Here is a 14926-nt window from a genome sequence, read left to right as displayed (position 1 = left end):
GTCAGGCTCCCCAGCAGCACACCGCAAACCCCGCCACCAGGCGGGGTTTCGGCGTTTACGGCCCGAAAACACTGACCCTCCGTCCGCACGGTAAGCCGTTCATCGTTAGCACCCCAAAAATTCACTGGCTCTGTTGTGCAGACCTTCACTGTCCAATTGCGCCGATCAATTGATCAACTGTTTTCCACCAATCCTTTCTCGCTGACACGTTCTCCGAAACGCGTTCGAATCATCGTCTTTTCCATCAGACAAACCTCCCGACTATCTCAAAAATGCCCCTTCAGCGCGTCTGAATCGAGTGTAGGATACTGTATAAATATACAGGTTTTTCCTACGATCGATGCCCGTCTCCGCTATCCCTGCCGAAGAGATCCACCCGGCGCTCTGGCGAGCTTCCCAGCTTGCTCATGGGCGCGGGAAGACGGTCGACACGGGCTACCCGGTGCTGTCTGTGGAATTACCGGGCGGCGGTTGGCCGGCAGGTGAACTGATCGATTTGCTGGTCGAGCAACCGGGAGTCGGCGAGATACGACTTCTGCGGCCTGCGTTCAGCCTGCTCGATGAACGGCCAATCGTACTGATTAACCCGCCGCATATCCCGGACGGACCTGGGTTGAACCACATCGGGCTGTCACTCGAACGACTGCTGCAGATCAGGGCGACGAAAATCACCGACGCATTATGGTCTGCCGAGCAGATTCTGCAGACCGGCAGTTGCGGTGCGGTGCTGCTGTGGGCGCAGCATGCGAAAGCATCGTCGTTGCGGCGTTTGCATCTGGCGGCCCAATCCTCCGAAACGCTGTTCGTCATGGTCCGACCGCTCGCGGCCGCGCAAGATTCATCGCCAGCACTATTGCGGTTAGCGCTAAGGCCGGCCGCAGAAGGCCTGATGGTCGACATTGTGAAGCGACGAGGCCCTCTGCGCGCGGAGCCTCTGTCGATTTCCCTGCAACCCACGCCTGTTCTGTATTCCCGTTATGCGCGTCTTTCTCGCCGTCCACTTGCCGAAGCTGCCCCTCGAAGTCTTCCAGCCGACGTGGCTGCGTAAGGGAGAGAGTGAGGGTGCGTCCGGAGCGGCGCATGGCAGCGCCGTGCTGGAGAAAGGCGTGGTGATCGTCGTCGATCGTGCCGCCCGGGCGGCCGGCGTGCGTCCCGGCATGAAGCGCGCCGGCGCGAATACATTGTCTGCGCAGACGCATCTGTACGAACGCGACATCGCGCGCGAAAACGCGGTACAGCGTGACGTCGGCATCGCGCTGATGAAGTTCTCACCCGATGTCGCATTACTCGACGAGGCAACGATTATCGTCGAAGTCGGTGCGAGCCTGCGGCTCTTCGGTGGTGTGCTGTCGCTGTGCCGGCAGGCGAAGACGCTTCTCGATACATTGGGGCTCACCGCGCGCATTAGCGCCGCGCCGACTGGCCAGGGCGCCTGGTTACTGGCGAAGCAAGGTAGCCGAAGAGTGTTGCAACTCAAATCACTTGAACGCGTACTGGCGTCATTGCCGATGCATGCCGTGCCGGAGATCCGCCCATTTGCCGACTGGTTCACGGGGCTCGGTTGTGAATCGATTGCCGACGTGCGTCGTCTGCCGCGCGCCGGTTTGCAACGTCGTTGCGGCGAGCATCTGCTGGATTCGCTGGATCGCGCATTCGGTTTGGCGCCGGAACTCTTCGACTGGCTCGAACTGCCACCTGTTTTCGCCGCGCGCATCGAATTACCTGATCGGCTCGAGCATGCAGACGGCGCGGTGTTTGCCGCTCATCGGTTGCTCGCACAACTATGCGGCTGGCTATGCGCGAAGCAATTGGCGGCGGCCGCTGTGACGCTCTCTTTCGAACACGAGCGGGGCAGACAGGCACTGGAGCCGACTCCGATCGAAATCGCGCTCGGCGAACCGGCATGGCGTGAGGATCATCTGCTGCGGCTCATCAAGGAGCGATTGCATCGCGCGGAACTGCCCGCGCCGGCCATTGCATTGCGGCTCGACGTGACAAAAATCGCATCGGCACAACCCACTACCGATAATCTCTTCCCGGAGCCCGGCGGCACGCCGGAAGACCACGCGCGCCTGCTTGAATTGCTGATCGCGCGTCTAGGCGCAGAAAACGTGTTACGCCCTGCGCCGACAGCCGATTACCGTCCGGAGATCGCGAACCGCTGGGTGCCGGTGGGCGACCCGGAAAAGAAGATCGCATTGCCGGAGGGGTTGCCGCGTCCGACATGGATGCTGGAGACACCTGTGCGCCTGCTCATGCGTCAGAACCGGCCGTTTTACGGCTCGCCGCTGCGGATGGTGTCGCCGGCCGAGCGCATCGAAGCCGGCTGGTTCGACGGCGGATTGATCACGCGCGATTACTACGTCGCGCAAGCCGAGGACCGCAGCTGTTACTGGATTTATCTCGAGCGCGTCAGCAGCCGCGCGGCCGAGGTAGAGCAGCGCTGGTTTCTGCACGGTCTGTTCGGTTGAACGGACACGCAGCAGACGCGAAATACAACGCGGGAATGCGATGAACGTTGACCGGCCCGGCGCGACCGCGTCATGGAGCGTTTGCAGGTGCCTGCGATCGCATTGCGCCGTGTCGTGCGCACGATTCATTCGCGCAATCCGTTGCAGCACACGTCGACGGTAATGCGCATCGGCACACCGGTTCATGAATATGACCATCATCCCGGCTGACAGATTCGATGCAAAGCACAGACTGGCCACGTCCCAAGTGCGAGTTCACGCGCACCATCATTACGATCGACCGTACCAACGAACCTGACCAACACATCCCCGCACCAATCCCGCGCCCGCAGCATAATGAGCAACGTCCCCACTTCGGAGTAAAAAAGCATGGGTGAGAGAATCGACGAGGAGATCAGCTTTCGTCGGCTTGAGGTTCTGTTGGCCTTCATGGAGGGGGGCAGCCTGGGTAAAGCCGCGGAATTGCTCGACGTCAGTACGGTCAGTGTTCACCGCGCGTTGCACTCGTTGGAGAAAGGCATGCGGTGCAAGCTGTTCGATCATCAGGGAAGGCAACTGATACCAACCGATGCCGCAAGAGCGCTGGCCAGTACCGCGCGCGAAGTGTTGACAGCCATGTCCGTCGGCATTCGCACGGCACGCGAGGTTGCTGGCTATTCGTCCTCCGTGCTGCGATTAGGCTCTCTCTACTCGCTGACCCTGGGGACCGTTCCGGCAATCATCGCGGAACTCAAGGCCCGCGGAACAGAGTTAGAGGTTGACCTGACGCTCGGCTCCAACACCGAGCTGATCGAACGATTGACCCAAGGGACGCTGGACGCAGCGCTGCTGGCCGTCCCCGAGCTTGGTGCGGAATTTCAGTCGATTCAGCTGTTTGAAGATGAAATTTACTTTGCAGCGCCTGCCGGTTCACGATACGCCGATCTCGAATCCATCGATCTGCAAACCTGCTCTCACGAACCTTTTGTGTCGCTGGATGAAGGGTTCGCAACGTATCACGGATTTCATCACGCTTTTCATCTGGCCGGTGCGACACCGACGGTCATCATGACAGTCGGTGATGTATTTTCGTTGACCAGTCTTGTGAGCGGCGGTGTCGGATATACCCTTTTGCCGGGGAGAGTTCGAGGACTTCTGAACGACAAGGTCCGTTTTATTCCGTTGAGCGACCGCTTCAGGATGAAGCAGAAAATCGGCTTGATCTTTTCGAGCATTCGCGAGCGCGACCCAACATTGCTGAAGCTTGGCGTAGCTTGCCGGGCCATCGCGCGGGCAAGGAGTCGAAATCAGACTGGATCCTGACCGGTGATCGGATCGGCGATCGAAGGAGATCGCCGCGGCGTGAGAATTTCGACCTGCCACCAACGAAGGTTCCGGAATTTGCATCCATTACCACAACGGCGAATCGGGGAGGCTAAAGTGGTCCATCCAGTCGTAATTGGAATGTTCGCCCCACCGCGACCGCTGCCCGAAACCAGGTTGTCCCTTTACCTCGACTGCATTTCCTTGCTTACCGCTCTTCCGTGACAGATCCTTTTCAGTTCCCTCTTTAGCAATTGATTTCGGGTTCATCATGTACTCGTTTTCCTTAAAAAATCCTCGACACGCAGCGTTGCTTCGCTATTGCACCGCGCTCGTCGCTTTCGCATGAGTGACGCCCCGCGGGGATCCAGCCTTAAGGGATTCAGCGTTCGTCTGCGAACCCCAGCGCTGCGCGAGGACAGAGCAGGTCATCAATTGAATCTGGTGAAACAGCATGATCGGCAACACGATCAGACCAGCATGGGTGCCAAACAGTATCTTGGCCATCGATATCCCGGACGCCATGCTTTTCTTCGAGCCGCAAAAGACAATGGTGATGCGGTCCTCATCGCAAAAGCCCAGCCACTTGCTGCCGTATGTCGTCAATAAGAGAGCGATCGCGAGCAATATCGCGTTGACGACGATGATGCCAAGCAGGGAGCCTGCGGAAAGCTGATGCCAGATGCCTTCGTTCACCGCCTCGCTGAATGCCACATAGACGATCAGCACAATCGATCCCTGGTCGACAAAGCGCAGCAGTTCTTTGCGCGTATCTATCCAGCGACCGATGAGCGGACGCATCAGTTGGCCAGCGACAAATGGCACGAAGAGTTGCAGAACGATGGCGCCGATGGTGGCAAGCGCTGAGCCGCCGCTTGCGTGATTGCCAATAATCAGGCTTACCAGCGCGGGCGTAATGAAGATGCCGAGCAGACTCGATGCAGATGCGCTGCAGACTGCCGCCGGCACATTTCCCTTTGCCATTGACGTGAACGCAATAGACGATTGCACCGTCGAAGGCAGCGTGCAAAGAAAGAGAATGCCAAGATACAACCAGGGATTCACAAAGTGTCCTAGTACTGGATGCAGTGCGATTCCAAGCAGCGGAAACAGGACGAAAGTGCTACCAAAGACCGCGGCATGAAGCTTCCAGTTTGTCGCGCCGGCCAGGACTGCGTCACGGGAAAGCTTTGCGCCATGAAGAAAGAACAGCAAAGCGATAGCAGCGTCGGTCAGGCCATTAAAAACGGTGGCCGCCGATCCGCGACAGGGAAACAGCGAAGCGAACGCAACAGTACATACCAGTGCCAATGTAAACTTGTCCGGAAGCAGTTTGCGCAGTGTCATATCCTTTCCTGCAAACGATTGGTTGCCATTTCACCGTCCCGTTGCCCGGCGCGAAAGCGACGAAGGGGAAGACGAACTGGTGTATGCGCGTAAGTTAAGGCGCGGGCAATCTTCAATCAATCAACGTGACGGGCGGATCGTTAGGCGTGGCGAAATGGTTAACGCAGTCTGTTTTACATTCCTATCGCGGTGATAGCGTCGCGGGCAATGCACAGCGGCGTCCGGCGGACCATGTGAATTGCGTTAATCGACGTGCAATCCGGAGCGCGGGCAAGCGTATCCGGCGCACCCTCTTGAGATAGCCGGCCGCATTGATTGAAACGGAAGATGTCGGGATGTCCGCGCGTGCTCGTGCGCACGACGCCGAACGGTTGCGATCAGACTAACCGTGCAGCAAGCGCGGTCGCGACTGTGATGGTGGCCACCGACGCGATTGTCCCGACGAGCGTCGAAGCAGCCGCTTCATCTGCATAGACGCGATAGCGCAGTGCCAGCATCGAAGCGGCCGTAGCGGTCGGAATCGCTCCAGTCAGGAACAATTCGCGCGCGGGCGCGCCGTGCACGCCGAGCAGCAAAGCCAGGCCCAACATGGCCGCCGGCTGCGCGACATCTTTCAGCAATGAGTTCAGCGCAATAGCGCGATCGATACGCAGGCGCTGTCCATAAAGCAGCAGACCCAGCGTGGAGAGCGCCACGCCTGCCGCGGATTGCCAATCAGATTGAATGACAGCTCGAACAGCGACGGTGCATGAACGCCGCAGAGGGCAAGAATTGCGCCGATCAACGGCAGCCACACGACCGGATGCTTCACCGCGTCGAGCAGGCTCTTTGCGATGAGCGCACCGGTACCTTGCCCGTCATTGTTACCGCCTTGCCCGATCTGCACGAGCACCAGCGTGAGCGGAATCATCACGATACTCATGACGAGATTGCCGATGACTACCGCGAGAATCCCTTGCTGTCCGACGACCGCTTCGAGCACGGGCAAGCCGGAATAGGCCATGCTGGGAAATGCGCAAACCAGCGCCGCGAGTGCGCTTTCGGCGAGGCTGCGCTGTCTCCATTGATGCCTCTATCTTTGTGAGGCCGTTGCAGCCGGAAGGTCTGAAGCAAAGAGCAAAACGAATAAGTTTGAATTGCTTACGAACTGGCTTCAGCCGTCGTTCGATGTTCGACGTCGGGCGGAGGTGAGCGACGTTGAAAGAAGCCGTTCGCACGATAAATTTGCTGGACTTGTCGCGATGGTCAACGAATATCGCCGTAGCAGCGAAAAGAGGACGTCGGAGGGGACGACAGAGCGCACGCACGAGCGTCGTACGAACAGAAAAAGTGTCGGTTCGCCAGCCGCAATTTCGGTGTAGGATACTGTATGGATATACAGGTATTTCTGGCGCCCATGTCACTCACTCCTATCCATGCGGGGACGAATTCTCCGTCGCTGTGGCGATCCTCACAGGTCGGCCTCGGGGAACAGCGCGTGCCTGATACTGGCCATCTCGCATTGCCCAATGAGTTACATGGTGGCGGCTGGCCTATGAATTTGCCTGCCGGGCGGCCATTCGGATGACGTGCGATGGATACGACGCTGAACCCATTGCCGGCCTACGCCGAGCTGTTCTGCTTTTCCAATTTCACTTTCCTGCACGGCGCATCGCATGCGGAGGAACTGGCGCAGCGCGCGGCGCAACTCGGTTATGCTGGACTCGCGATCACCGACGAATGCTCGCTTGCCGGTATCGTGCGCGCGCACGTCGCAGCGAAAGAAACAGGCCTGCCGCTCGTTATCGGCTCGTATTTCCAGCTGTGCAATGCCGACGGGGCGCCGGCCTTCGGGCTGATCCTGCTGGCACAGAACCGCGAGGGCTACGGCAATCTGTCGGAACTGATCACGCTTGCGCGCAAGCGCGCGCCGAAGGGCGAATACCGGCTGACGCCACACGATCTATCGCGGCCCGATCGCGAGCAAGCGCATTTGCGCGGCATGCCGGACTGCCTCGCGATCCTGGTGCCCGCATTCCCTGCGAAAGAGGAAGCGCTCGAAGCACAAATCCAATGGCTCGACGAAACGTTCCCGGAGCGCGCATGGGTTGGCCTCGTGCTGCATCAGCGCGCGATGGACGATATTCACCGCGGCTCGGTCGAATACGTCGCAGATCGCCTGCAGGTACCGGTCGTGGCGCTCGGGCATGTCGTGATGCACGTGCGCTCGCGCAAGCCGTTACAGGACACGCTGACCGCAATTCGCATCGGCAAGCCGGTTCATGAGTGCGGCTACGCACTTGCGCCGAATGCGGAACAGCATTTGCGTTCGCGAGTGCGCATCGCCAATCTTTATCCCGAACATACGGTACGCGAGACGATCAGCGTGCTCGCGCGCTGCTCGTTTTCGCTCCAGACGCTGCGCTACGAATATCCGGACGAACTTGTTCCCGCAGGCTTCACACCGACTGCCTATTTACGGCATGAAACATACAAGGGCGCGCAGCGGCGCTTTCCGTCCGGCATTCCGTACGAGGTTCAGCAACAGCTCGAGCACGAACTCGCACTGATCGCCGATCTGCAATACGAACCGTACTTCCTCACGGTCTACGACATCGTGCGCTATGCGCGCAGCCAGGACATTCTGTGTCAGGGGCGCGGCTCGGCGGCTAACTCCGCGGTCTGCTATTGCCTCGGTGTCACCGAAGTGGACCCGGCTCGCGGCAACATGCTGTTCGAGCGGTTCATTTCAAAAGAGCGCGGCGAGCCGCCGGACATCGATGTCGACTTCGAGCATCAACGGCGCGAAGAAGTCATTCAGTACATCTACAACAAGTATGGCCGCGATCGCGCGGCGATTGCGGCGGCGGTCTCGACCTACCGGCCGCGCGGCGCACTGCGCGAAACGGGCAAGGCACTCGGTATCGATTCGCAGATCGTCGACAAGGTCGCGAAGTCGCATCACTGGTTCGACTCGAGCCGCGATCTGCTTGCGCGCTTCGAAGAGTCGGGACTCGATCCGCAGACGCCACTCATTCAGCTATGGGCAAAACTGGCGTCACAGCTGCTCAACTTTCCGCGGCATCTGTCGCAGCATTCGGGCGGTTTCGTGATCAGCCGTGGCAAGCTCACGCGGCTCGTGCCGGTTGAGAATGCGGCGATGGCGGACCGCTCGGTCATCGAATGGGACAAGGACGATCTCGAATCGCTCGGCTTGCTGAAGGTCGATGTGCTCGCGCTCGGCATGCTGTCGGCTATTCGTCGCGCGCTCGACTTCGTCGCGCAGCGGCGCGGCGAGGACTTCGAGATGCAGTCGATTCCACCGGAAGACAAGAAGACGTACGAGATGATTTCGCGCGCCGATACGGTCGGTGTGTTCCAGATCGAATCGCGTGCGCAAATGAGCATGTTGCCGCGCTTGCGGCCGGCGCAGTTCTACGATCTCGTGATTGAAGTCGCGATCGTGCGGCCTGGGCCGATTCAGGGCGGCGCCGTGCATCCGTATCTGAGACGCCGGCAAGGATTCGAGCCCGTCACCTATCCCAGCGATGCATTGAAAGCCGCGCTGGGCCGCACGCTCGGCGTGCCGATTTTTCAGGAGCAGGTGATGCAGGTTGCGATTCTGGCAGCCGGCTTCACGCCCGGCGAAGCCGATGAATTGCGCCGTGCGATGGCCGCATGGAAGCGCAAAGGCACCCTGCAGCGTTACTACGACCGTATCGTCGACGGGATGCTCGCGCGCGGTTATGAGAAGGATTTTGCGGAAGCGATTTTCGAGCAGATCAAGGGCTTCGGCGAATATGGTTTTCCGGAGAGCCATGCGGCAAGCTTCGCGCTGCTCGTGTACACGAGCAGCTGGCTGAAGTGTCATGAACCCGAGGCGTTTCTCGCGGCGATGCTCAACAGCCAGCCGATGGGCTTTTACTCGCCGTCGCAACTGGTGCAGGACGCGAGGCGGCACGGCGTCAAGGTGCTGCCGGTCGATGTCACGGTGAGCGGCTGGGACGCATCGCTCGAGCGGCTCGACGAAGAGGCGCGTCCTGCCGTGCGGCTCGGTCTGTCGCTGTTGCGCGGAATGAAGGATGGCGCCGCGGAGCGCATCGAGATTTCACGCGCGGTGCGGCCATTCCGCAGCGTGCACGATCTTGCGCATCGGGCCCAGCTCGATCGTCGCGATCTGCATGTGCTCGCCGATGCGAATGCGCTGGCGACGCTCGCCGGCAATCGACGCGAGGCGTTGTGGCAATCGGTCGCCGCGGTGCCCGACAAGGACATGCTGGCCGCCGCCGCGGTCAGCGACGAGACGCCTCAACTAGGCGCGCCTTCGGAAGCACAGGACATTGTCGCGGACTACCGGTCCGCGGGCCTGACACTTGGGCGCCATCCGCTCGAGCTATTGAGACCGCAGTTGCTCGAACACCGGCTGATGCCGGCCGCCACGCTCAACACATATCGCAGCGGCCGGCTCGCGCGCGGCTGCGGGATCGTCACGGTGCGGCAGCAGCCGGGCACCGCGAAAGGCGTGATCTTCGTGACGATCGAAGACGAAACCGGCAATGTCAATGTGATCGTATGGCCGAAGCTCGTCGAAGCGCAGCGCAAGGAGTTGCTGGGCGCGTCGCTATTGGCGGTGTACGGCGTCTGGCAATGTCAGGGCGAGGTACGGCACCTCGTTGCGCAGCGGCTTGTCGATATGTCGCATCTGCTGGGTGGATTGCAGTCGACGAGTCGGGATTTTTGCTGAACCGTGCCTGGCGTGTTGCGAGAGGCGCGGTTGTTTCCGCATTCAGGAACGCGGGCGGGCTGGTTGCGGCGCTGCCCACGCATGCGGGCAGCTTTAGAGAAAATCGCGCGCGTTATCCCGCGGTCTGTGCCGCTTCGCCGCGCCACGGAAAATCGGACAGAACCTGCCGGATCGCGACATCAAACGGCGTGCGCTGGCCAATGCCGAGCGCTTCAAGCACGCTCGAATCCAGATGGCAGTCACGTGGACGCGGCGTCGCATCGGCCGGCGTGTATTGCGGCGTGAGTCGCGCATCGATCTGCAGCGCGTCGGCGAGCCGCCGCGCAATATCGTATTTCGTCATCGGCTCGTCGCCCGACCATTGCGTGATGCCGCACACGGGTGCACCACCCACGTGCCGTTCGAGCATTTGCTCAATCACACACGCGACGTCAGGTGTGAAGGTCGGATAACGGGTTGCCCATGCATCCATCACGGCGGGCCGCGGACTTCGATTCGCGGGCGACGGACTAGCGTGCCGCTCGGCGACCGGCTGCATCTGCGTGGAGGCAGCCGCGCGCGCGCGGGCCGATGCGGCGATCGCCGGCACGAGGCTCGTTACCGCCGACTCCTGCCAGTTGATGATCGGCCCATACAGCAACGGCAAGCGCAAAACGCAGCCCATACTGGTCGACTCGAGGAGCGCCTGTTCGCCTTCCAGCTTGCTGCGGCCATACGCATTGATTGGCGTGGGCCGCGCATCGTGAGGATAGGGGGGCTGGGTGCCGTCGAACACATAATCCGTTGAAACAGACAGCACCCACGCGCGATGTCTGTGCGCCGCGCGAGCGATTGCACGCACGGCATCGACGTTCAATGCGCGCGCCAGCGCGGGATCGTTTTCGCAAACGTCCGGACGGCGCTCGGCCGCGGCGATCACGATTGCGTCGGGCGCTTGCGCGTCGATAAAGCGGTCAACGGCTTGCGCGTCACGAATATCGAGTACGACCTGTGGCGCCTGAGCGCGCGCAAACGCAGTTTGTACGACCTGCCAGCCTGTCTGCCGCGACAGACGCTGGGCGATCGCGCGACCCAGCAGCCCGGATGCGCCGATCAGCGCGATCTTGACCATACGCGGCTCGCTCGTCATCGGTTCGCGACGGCGACGACTGTGTAGCCTGCGTCGTCGATCGCGTCCTTCAGCGAGTCGACCGGCGCGGCTGATTCGACCGTGACCTTGCCCGCCGCGAGATCGACCTGCACGCGCGCCGCCGCGTCGCGCTCGCGAATCGCGTTGGTGACGGCCGACACGCAATGCTGGCAGCTCATCCCTTCCACGTTGAATTCGATGGTCATTTCAGGTTCCTTTTGCAAAGAGATACGGATGGTTGGATTATGCCTGCCGATCCCCAACTGGCATGTGGAGCTTCCCAGCATGGGAAGGTGTAGGATCGGACGGCACGGAATCAAAGAGGGCAAGCGGCATGAATATCGGCGAAGCAGCGCGCGCGTCGGGCGTTACGGCGAAGATGATCCGCTATTACGAAAGCGTCGGTTTGCTGGCGGCCAAGGCGCGCACGCCGGCTGGGTACCGCGTGTACGGGACGCAGGAAGTCCACTCGCTGCGCTTTATCCGCCAGGCGCGGCGCCTTGGCTTCCTGGTCGACGATATCCGGCGTCTGCTCGCTCTGTGGCACGATCGATCGCGGGCGAGCGCGGAGGTCAAGGCGATTGCCCTTGAACATGTCACCGAACTCGACCGGCGGATTGCCGAACTGACGCAAATGCGTGACACGCTCGCTCATCTTGCCGATCACTGCCATGGTGACGACCGGCCCGATTGTCCGATCATCGAAAGCCTCGCCAATACCGGCTCGAAGCCGGCTAGCAACAGCGGATGCCACGCTCACGACGAATAGGCGCTGTCCAATGACGCTCATCGCGGTTATTTGCACAAATTTGGTGCGCACGGGCGCGCCAGCCTTCCGGCGGCTCCCGCGGACGTCAAAGTTCGATCAAAATCAATCATTTACGCTGACAAAAGCGGCGCATTATTCCAGATTCGAATGCACAGAATTCAGGCATTTCACTGGCGCAAACGCATCGACCGGTCATAATGCGGGTTAACCCTTTCACGGGAAATCCCTGATGTCCGACCCACCGGGGATTCATACTGATCCTTGGAGAAGCATCATGATCGCGTTTGTCGTCGAAAAACTGAGCAACTGGTTCGAAACTGCTGAACAGAGCCGCCGCGAGGCGTATCTCGCCGAGTCGACCGATATCGTCCAACTCGAGCAGCGGATCCGCGAACTCGAAACGAATGGTTATTCGCTGTAAGTCAGCCTGTCGGCGAAGCATTCGCCGCCGCGAAGAAAGCCCCGCCATGCGGGGCTTTGTCGTTTCTGGCACCCGTACACTTAATATTCACTAGTCTGAACGTTGCCACTGCGGTAAGGTAAAGCGGTTTTTGAGTTTGCATTGACCGCAACCGTCCATCGCAATCTGATCTGCTCAGCGCTTATGCTCAAGGTCCGTTCGACTCGTTTGGTGATTACCGCCGCGGCCTCGGTGTTATCGGTGTCGGCGTTCACGGCTTCGACTGCGTTCGCAGCAGGCGGACAGCCGCTGATTCTCGATACGCAACACGGCATCAGCGACGGGCAAAGCGGCATGGTGTTGCAGACCGCGCCTCTTTCCCAACAGCCGATTGTGCAAGCGGCGCCGGCCGCCCAGCCTGAACAACTCGCGCCGTACAATTCGTCGACGCCGATCTACGTGGCGCCATACATCAATTTGCCGACCAACGGTGCAAAGCCGCCTCATTCGGGCGGGCCGCGCCCGCAGCCGCCACGTCCCGCGCCGCAGCCGCAGTAGTACGACCTTGGGCCGGCGTTCGACATTCGCGCTTAAGATCTGTGCTTGAGATTCGCGCCCGAGATTCGCGCTTTAGGTCCGCGTCTGAGGTCCGCGCTTTAAACCCCCGCTTGAAGTCCGGTCAGTCCCCCCGGAATTCGACCTTGAATTGCGCCGCTTTGTCCTGTCCCAATGTTTTGACCAGCCAAGGCATCGAGTCCTTCATCGCCTGAGGCAGTGTGTACGGTGGGTTCAAGATGAACATGCCACTGCCAAACAGCCCGAATCCATCGGCCGGCGGGCTGCAGACGGTCAGCGTGACATGCAACCAGTTCTTTTCCTGCAGCCGCTTGAGCTGATCCGCGAACCGTTGCGATTCCGGGCGCGCGACCTGCGGATACCAGATCGCGTAGGTGCCGGTCGAAAAGCGCTTCAGGCTGTCTTCGATGCAAGCCAGCGTGCGCGCGTAATCGCGCTTGTCTTCATAAGACGGATCGATCAGCACCAGTGCGCGCCTGGGCGCCGGTGGCAGTAGCGGTTTGATGCCATCGATTCCATCGCCTGCAAAAAGCATCGCCCGCCGGCCGGCGTCGCGGAAATTGTGGCGAAGCACTTCGATTTCGGTGCTGTGCAGTTCAAACAGGCGCATCCGGTCCTGCGCGCGCATCAGACGCCACGCGAGATACGGTGAGCCCGGATAGTAGCGAAGCTGGCCATCCGGATTGAGCGCGGAGACTTCCTCGACATAATCGGCCAGCACTGGCGGCAGGTCGTCGCGTTTCCACAGCTTCTCAATGCCGCTGGTGAATTCGCCGGATTTCGCCGCATAGCCTTCTTTTAGCGCATAAACACCGGCGCCCGCATGCGTGTCGATGTACCAGTAAGCCTTGTCTTTCTGGCCGAGATAACGCAGCAACTGCACGAGTACCGCGTGTTTCAGAACGTCGGCGTGATTGCCCGCGTGGAAAGCGTGTCGATAACTGAGCATGGTGGAATCCGGGGCGGGTGTCCAAAAACATATTAGGCACGTGCCGGCCGTTCCGACCGGTAACGCATGAATCACGCGTTGCCGGTTCTCGCAACGCGGGCGCGTATTGTAGTACGCGACGCCGCATCGCGGTCCACTTAATCGTTGTGCTGAACCAGGCGACGCCTGGAACCGGCGCTAGCCGATCATGCTCCGCCCGATCAATTTCAATTGAACGAATCGCCGACGATCGCTTCGATACGTTGCTTGATCTCAGGCGTGATTTTCGCGGCGACGTCTTGCGCCTTCATGTTCTCGCCGATCTGTTCGACGCGCGACGCGCCGGTGATCACCGTGCTGACGTTCGGGTTCGTCAGGATCCACGCGATCGCCAGTTGCGCGAGCGTGCAGCCGAGTTCGTCTGCGACGTCGCCAAGCTTGCCGACGATGGCGTTCTTGCCGGCATCGGTCAGCGAATTGCGCAGCCAGTCGTAACCTTGCAGTTCCGCGCGGCTGCCGGCGGGCACGCCATTGCGGTACTTGCCAGTCAACAGGCCCGACGCGAGCGGGCTCCACGTCGTCAAGCCGAGGCCGATGTCTTCGTAAAGCCGGCTGTATTCTTCTTCAACGCGTTTGCGGCAGAACAGGTTGTATTGCGGTTGCTCCATCACCGGTTTGTGAAGATGATGCCGCTCGGCGATTTCGTAAGCCGCGCGAATCTCGTCCGCGCTCCATTCGGACGTGCCCCAGTACAGCGCTTTGCCGCGCGTGATCATGTCGCTCATCGCCCATACGGTTTCCTCGACCGGCGTATGTGGATCGGGCCGATGGCAAAACACCAGATCGACGTAGTCGAGTTGCAGGCGCGTCAGCGACTGGTCGATCGCGTTCAGCAAATATTTTCGGTTAAGCGTGTGATACTGATTCGGTGCTTCATTGAGGCCCCAGAAGAACTTCGTCGAGACCACATAGCTAACGCGCGGCCAGCCGAGTTCCTTGAGCGCATACCCCATGATTTCTTCCGACTGGCCGCCTGCATAGACTTCCGCGTTGTCGAAAAAATTGATGCCCGCATCGCGCGCCGCGGCGAGCGATTCACGCGCGACGCGACGGTCCACCTGGTTGCCGTAAGTGACCCACGAGCCGATCGACAGTTCGCTGACCTGCAGGCCGGAGCGGCCAAGACGACGATAGTTCATGCAATTCCCCTGTTGGTTGTCCAAGACTGCGTGAAAACCGCTTAGCTTAATCCGATTCCGACCGCCACGTGATCGGTGCTTT

Annotated in this window: 13 protein-coding genes and 1 pseudogene; 8 read left to right on the top strand and 6 right to left on the bottom strand. The window is 60.4% G+C overall.

What is annotated here, in order from left to right:
* Positions 1–340: 340 nt before the first annotated feature.
* The 4 genes from imuA to BX592_RS28690 all read left to right on the top strand — a co-directional run bounded on the left by imuA (position 341) and on the right by BX592_RS28690 (position 3773).
* Positions 341–1048 (top strand): translesion DNA synthesis-associated protein ImuA, encoded by a 708-nt coding sequence (imuA, locus tag BX592_RS28700; RefSeq protein WP_134196670.1) that lies wholly within the window; start codon positions 341–343, stop codon positions 1046–1048.
* Entirely contained in the window at positions 978–2471 is a 1494-nt protein-coding gene (locus BX592_RS28695) for a Y-family DNA polymerase (RefSeq protein WP_134196669.1), read from the top strand. The genes imuA and BX592_RS28695 overlap by 71 nt, the downstream gene beginning before the upstream one ends.
* 87 nt (positions 2472–2558) lie before the next feature.
* Positions 2559–2681, top strand: coding sequence for a hypothetical protein (locus BX592_RS34945; protein ID WP_279589212.1), 123 nt, complete (start codon positions 2559–2561; stop codon positions 2679–2681).
* A 159-nt stretch (positions 2682–2840) separates the two neighbouring features.
* A complete protein-coding gene (locus BX592_RS28690) occupies positions 2841–3773 on the top strand; it encodes a LysR family transcriptional regulator (protein ID WP_134196668.1) in 933 nt (310 codons plus the stop codon).
* A gap of 318 nt (positions 3774–4091) precedes the next feature.
* Here BX592_RS28690 and BX592_RS28685 read toward each other — a convergent pair whose 3' ends face one another.
* Entirely contained in the window at positions 4092–5120 is a 1029-nt protein-coding gene (locus tag BX592_RS28685; protein ID WP_134196667.1) for a bile acid:sodium symporter family protein, read from the bottom strand.
* A 377-nt stretch (positions 5121–5497) separates the two neighbouring features.
* Positions 5498–6123, bottom strand: a pseudogene (locus BX592_RS35060) (AEC family transporter).
* Between the two features lie 570 nt (positions 6124–6693).
* On the opposite strand from BX592_RS35060, the gene BX592_RS28675 reads away from it, so the two are divergent.
* Positions 6694–9843, top strand: a complete 3150-nt coding sequence (locus tag BX592_RS28675; RefSeq protein ID WP_134196665.1) for an error-prone DNA polymerase — start codon at positions 6694–6696, stop codon at positions 9841–9843.
* Between the two features lie 112 nt (positions 9844–9955).
* Here BX592_RS28675 and BX592_RS28670 read toward each other — a convergent pair whose 3' ends face one another.
* On the bottom strand, positions 9956–10954 hold the full coding sequence (locus BX592_RS28670) for a dTDP-4-dehydrorhamnose reductase family protein (RefSeq protein WP_134196664.1): 999 nt from the start codon (positions 10952–10954) through the stop codon (positions 9956–9958).
* A gap of 14 nt (positions 10955–10968) precedes the next feature.
* Positions 10969–11178, bottom strand: a complete 210-nt coding sequence (locus BX592_RS28665; RefSeq protein ID WP_134196663.1) for a cation transporter — start codon at positions 11176–11178, stop codon at positions 10969–10971.
* Positions 11179–11306: 128 nt separating this feature from the next.
* Between BX592_RS28665 and cueR the strand changes: the two genes are divergently transcribed.
* The 3 genes from cueR to BX592_RS28650 all read left to right on the top strand — a co-directional run bounded on the left by cueR (position 11307) and on the right by BX592_RS28650 (position 12699).
* On the top strand, positions 11307–11741 hold the full coding sequence (gene cueR, locus BX592_RS28660; protein WP_134196662.1) for a Cu(I)-responsive transcriptional regulator: 435 nt from the start codon (positions 11307–11309) through the stop codon (positions 11739–11741).
* Positions 11742–12015: 274 nt separating this feature from the next.
* On the top strand, positions 12016–12162 hold the full coding sequence (locus BX592_RS28655; protein WP_134196661.1) for a DUF3563 family protein: 147 nt from the start codon (positions 12016–12018) through the stop codon (positions 12160–12162).
* A gap of 183 nt (positions 12163–12345) precedes the next feature.
* Positions 12346–12699: a hypothetical protein gene (locus tag BX592_RS28650; protein WP_134196676.1), complete on the top strand. Its 354-nt coding sequence runs from the start codon at positions 12346–12348 to the stop codon at positions 12697–12699.
* Between the two features lie 121 nt (positions 12700–12820).
* On the opposite strand, the gene BX592_RS28645 is transcribed toward BX592_RS28650, so the two are convergent.
* Both BX592_RS28645 and BX592_RS28640 read right to left on the bottom strand, forming a co-directional pair.
* On the bottom strand, positions 12821–13666 hold the full coding sequence (locus tag BX592_RS28645; RefSeq protein ID WP_134196660.1) for a 23S rRNA (adenine(2030)-N(6))-methyltransferase RlmJ: 846 nt from the start codon (positions 13664–13666) through the stop codon (positions 12821–12823).
* A gap of 206 nt (positions 13667–13872) precedes the next feature.
* Positions 13873–14844: a potassium channel beta subunit family protein gene (locus BX592_RS28640; RefSeq protein ID WP_134196659.1), complete on the bottom strand. Its 972-nt coding sequence runs from the start codon at positions 14842–14844 to the stop codon at positions 13873–13875.
* Between the last annotated feature and the right edge of the window lie 82 nt (positions 14845–14926).

Source organism: Paraburkholderia rhizosphaerae (assembly GCF_004366595.1).
Lineage (GTDB): Bacteria > Pseudomonadota > Gammaproteobacteria > Burkholderiales > Burkholderiaceae > Paraburkholderia > Paraburkholderia rhizosphaerae.
Note: the sequence above shows the minus strand (reverse complement) of the source record. Positions and strands in the feature narration are given on the sequence as shown.

What these genes read in the sequence shown, in the direction of transcription:
- imuA (WP_134196670.1), top strand. Translation starts at nt 341, where the DNA reads ATGCCCGTCTCCGCTATCCCTGCCGAAGAGATCCACCCGGCGCTCTGG.
- BX592_RS28695 (WP_134196669.1), top strand. Translation starts at nt 978, where the DNA reads ATGCGCGTCTTTCTCGCCGTCCACTTGCCGAAGCTGCCCCTCGAAGTC.
- BX592_RS28690 (WP_134196668.1), top strand. Translation starts at nt 2,841, where the DNA reads ATGGGTGAGAGAATCGACGAGGAGATCAGCTTTCGTCGGCTTGAGGTT.
- BX592_RS28685 (WP_134196667.1), bottom strand. Translation starts at nt 5,120, where the DNA reads ATGACACTGCGCAAACTGCTTCCGGACAAGTTTACATTGGCACTGGTA.
- BX592_RS28675 (WP_134196665.1), top strand. Translation starts at nt 6,694, where the DNA reads ATGGATACGACGCTGAACCCATTGCCGGCCTACGCCGAGCTGTTCTGC.
- BX592_RS28670 (WP_134196664.1), bottom strand. Translation starts at nt 10,954, where the DNA reads ATGGTCAAGATCGCGCTGATCGGCGCATCCGGGCTGCTGGGTCGCGCG.
- BX592_RS28665 (WP_134196663.1), bottom strand. Translation starts at nt 11,178, where the DNA reads ATGACCATCGAATTCAACGTGGAAGGGATGAGCTGCCAGCATTGCGTG.
- cueR (WP_134196662.1), top strand. Translation starts at nt 11,307, where the DNA reads ATGAATATCGGCGAAGCAGCGCGCGCGTCGGGCGTTACGGCGAAGATG.
- BX592_RS28655 (WP_134196661.1), top strand. Translation starts at nt 12,016, where the DNA reads ATGATCGCGTTTGTCGTCGAAAAACTGAGCAACTGGTTCGAAACTGCT.
- BX592_RS28650 (WP_134196676.1), top strand. Translation starts at nt 12,346, where the DNA reads ATGCTCAAGGTCCGTTCGACTCGTTTGGTGATTACCGCCGCGGCCTCG.
- BX592_RS28645 (WP_134196660.1), bottom strand. Translation starts at nt 13,666, where the DNA reads ATGCTCAGTTATCGACACGCTTTCCACGCGGGCAATCACGCCGACGTT.
- BX592_RS28640 (WP_134196659.1), bottom strand. Translation starts at nt 14,844, where the DNA reads ATGAACTATCGTCGTCTTGGCCGCTCCGGCCTGCAGGTCAGCGAACTG.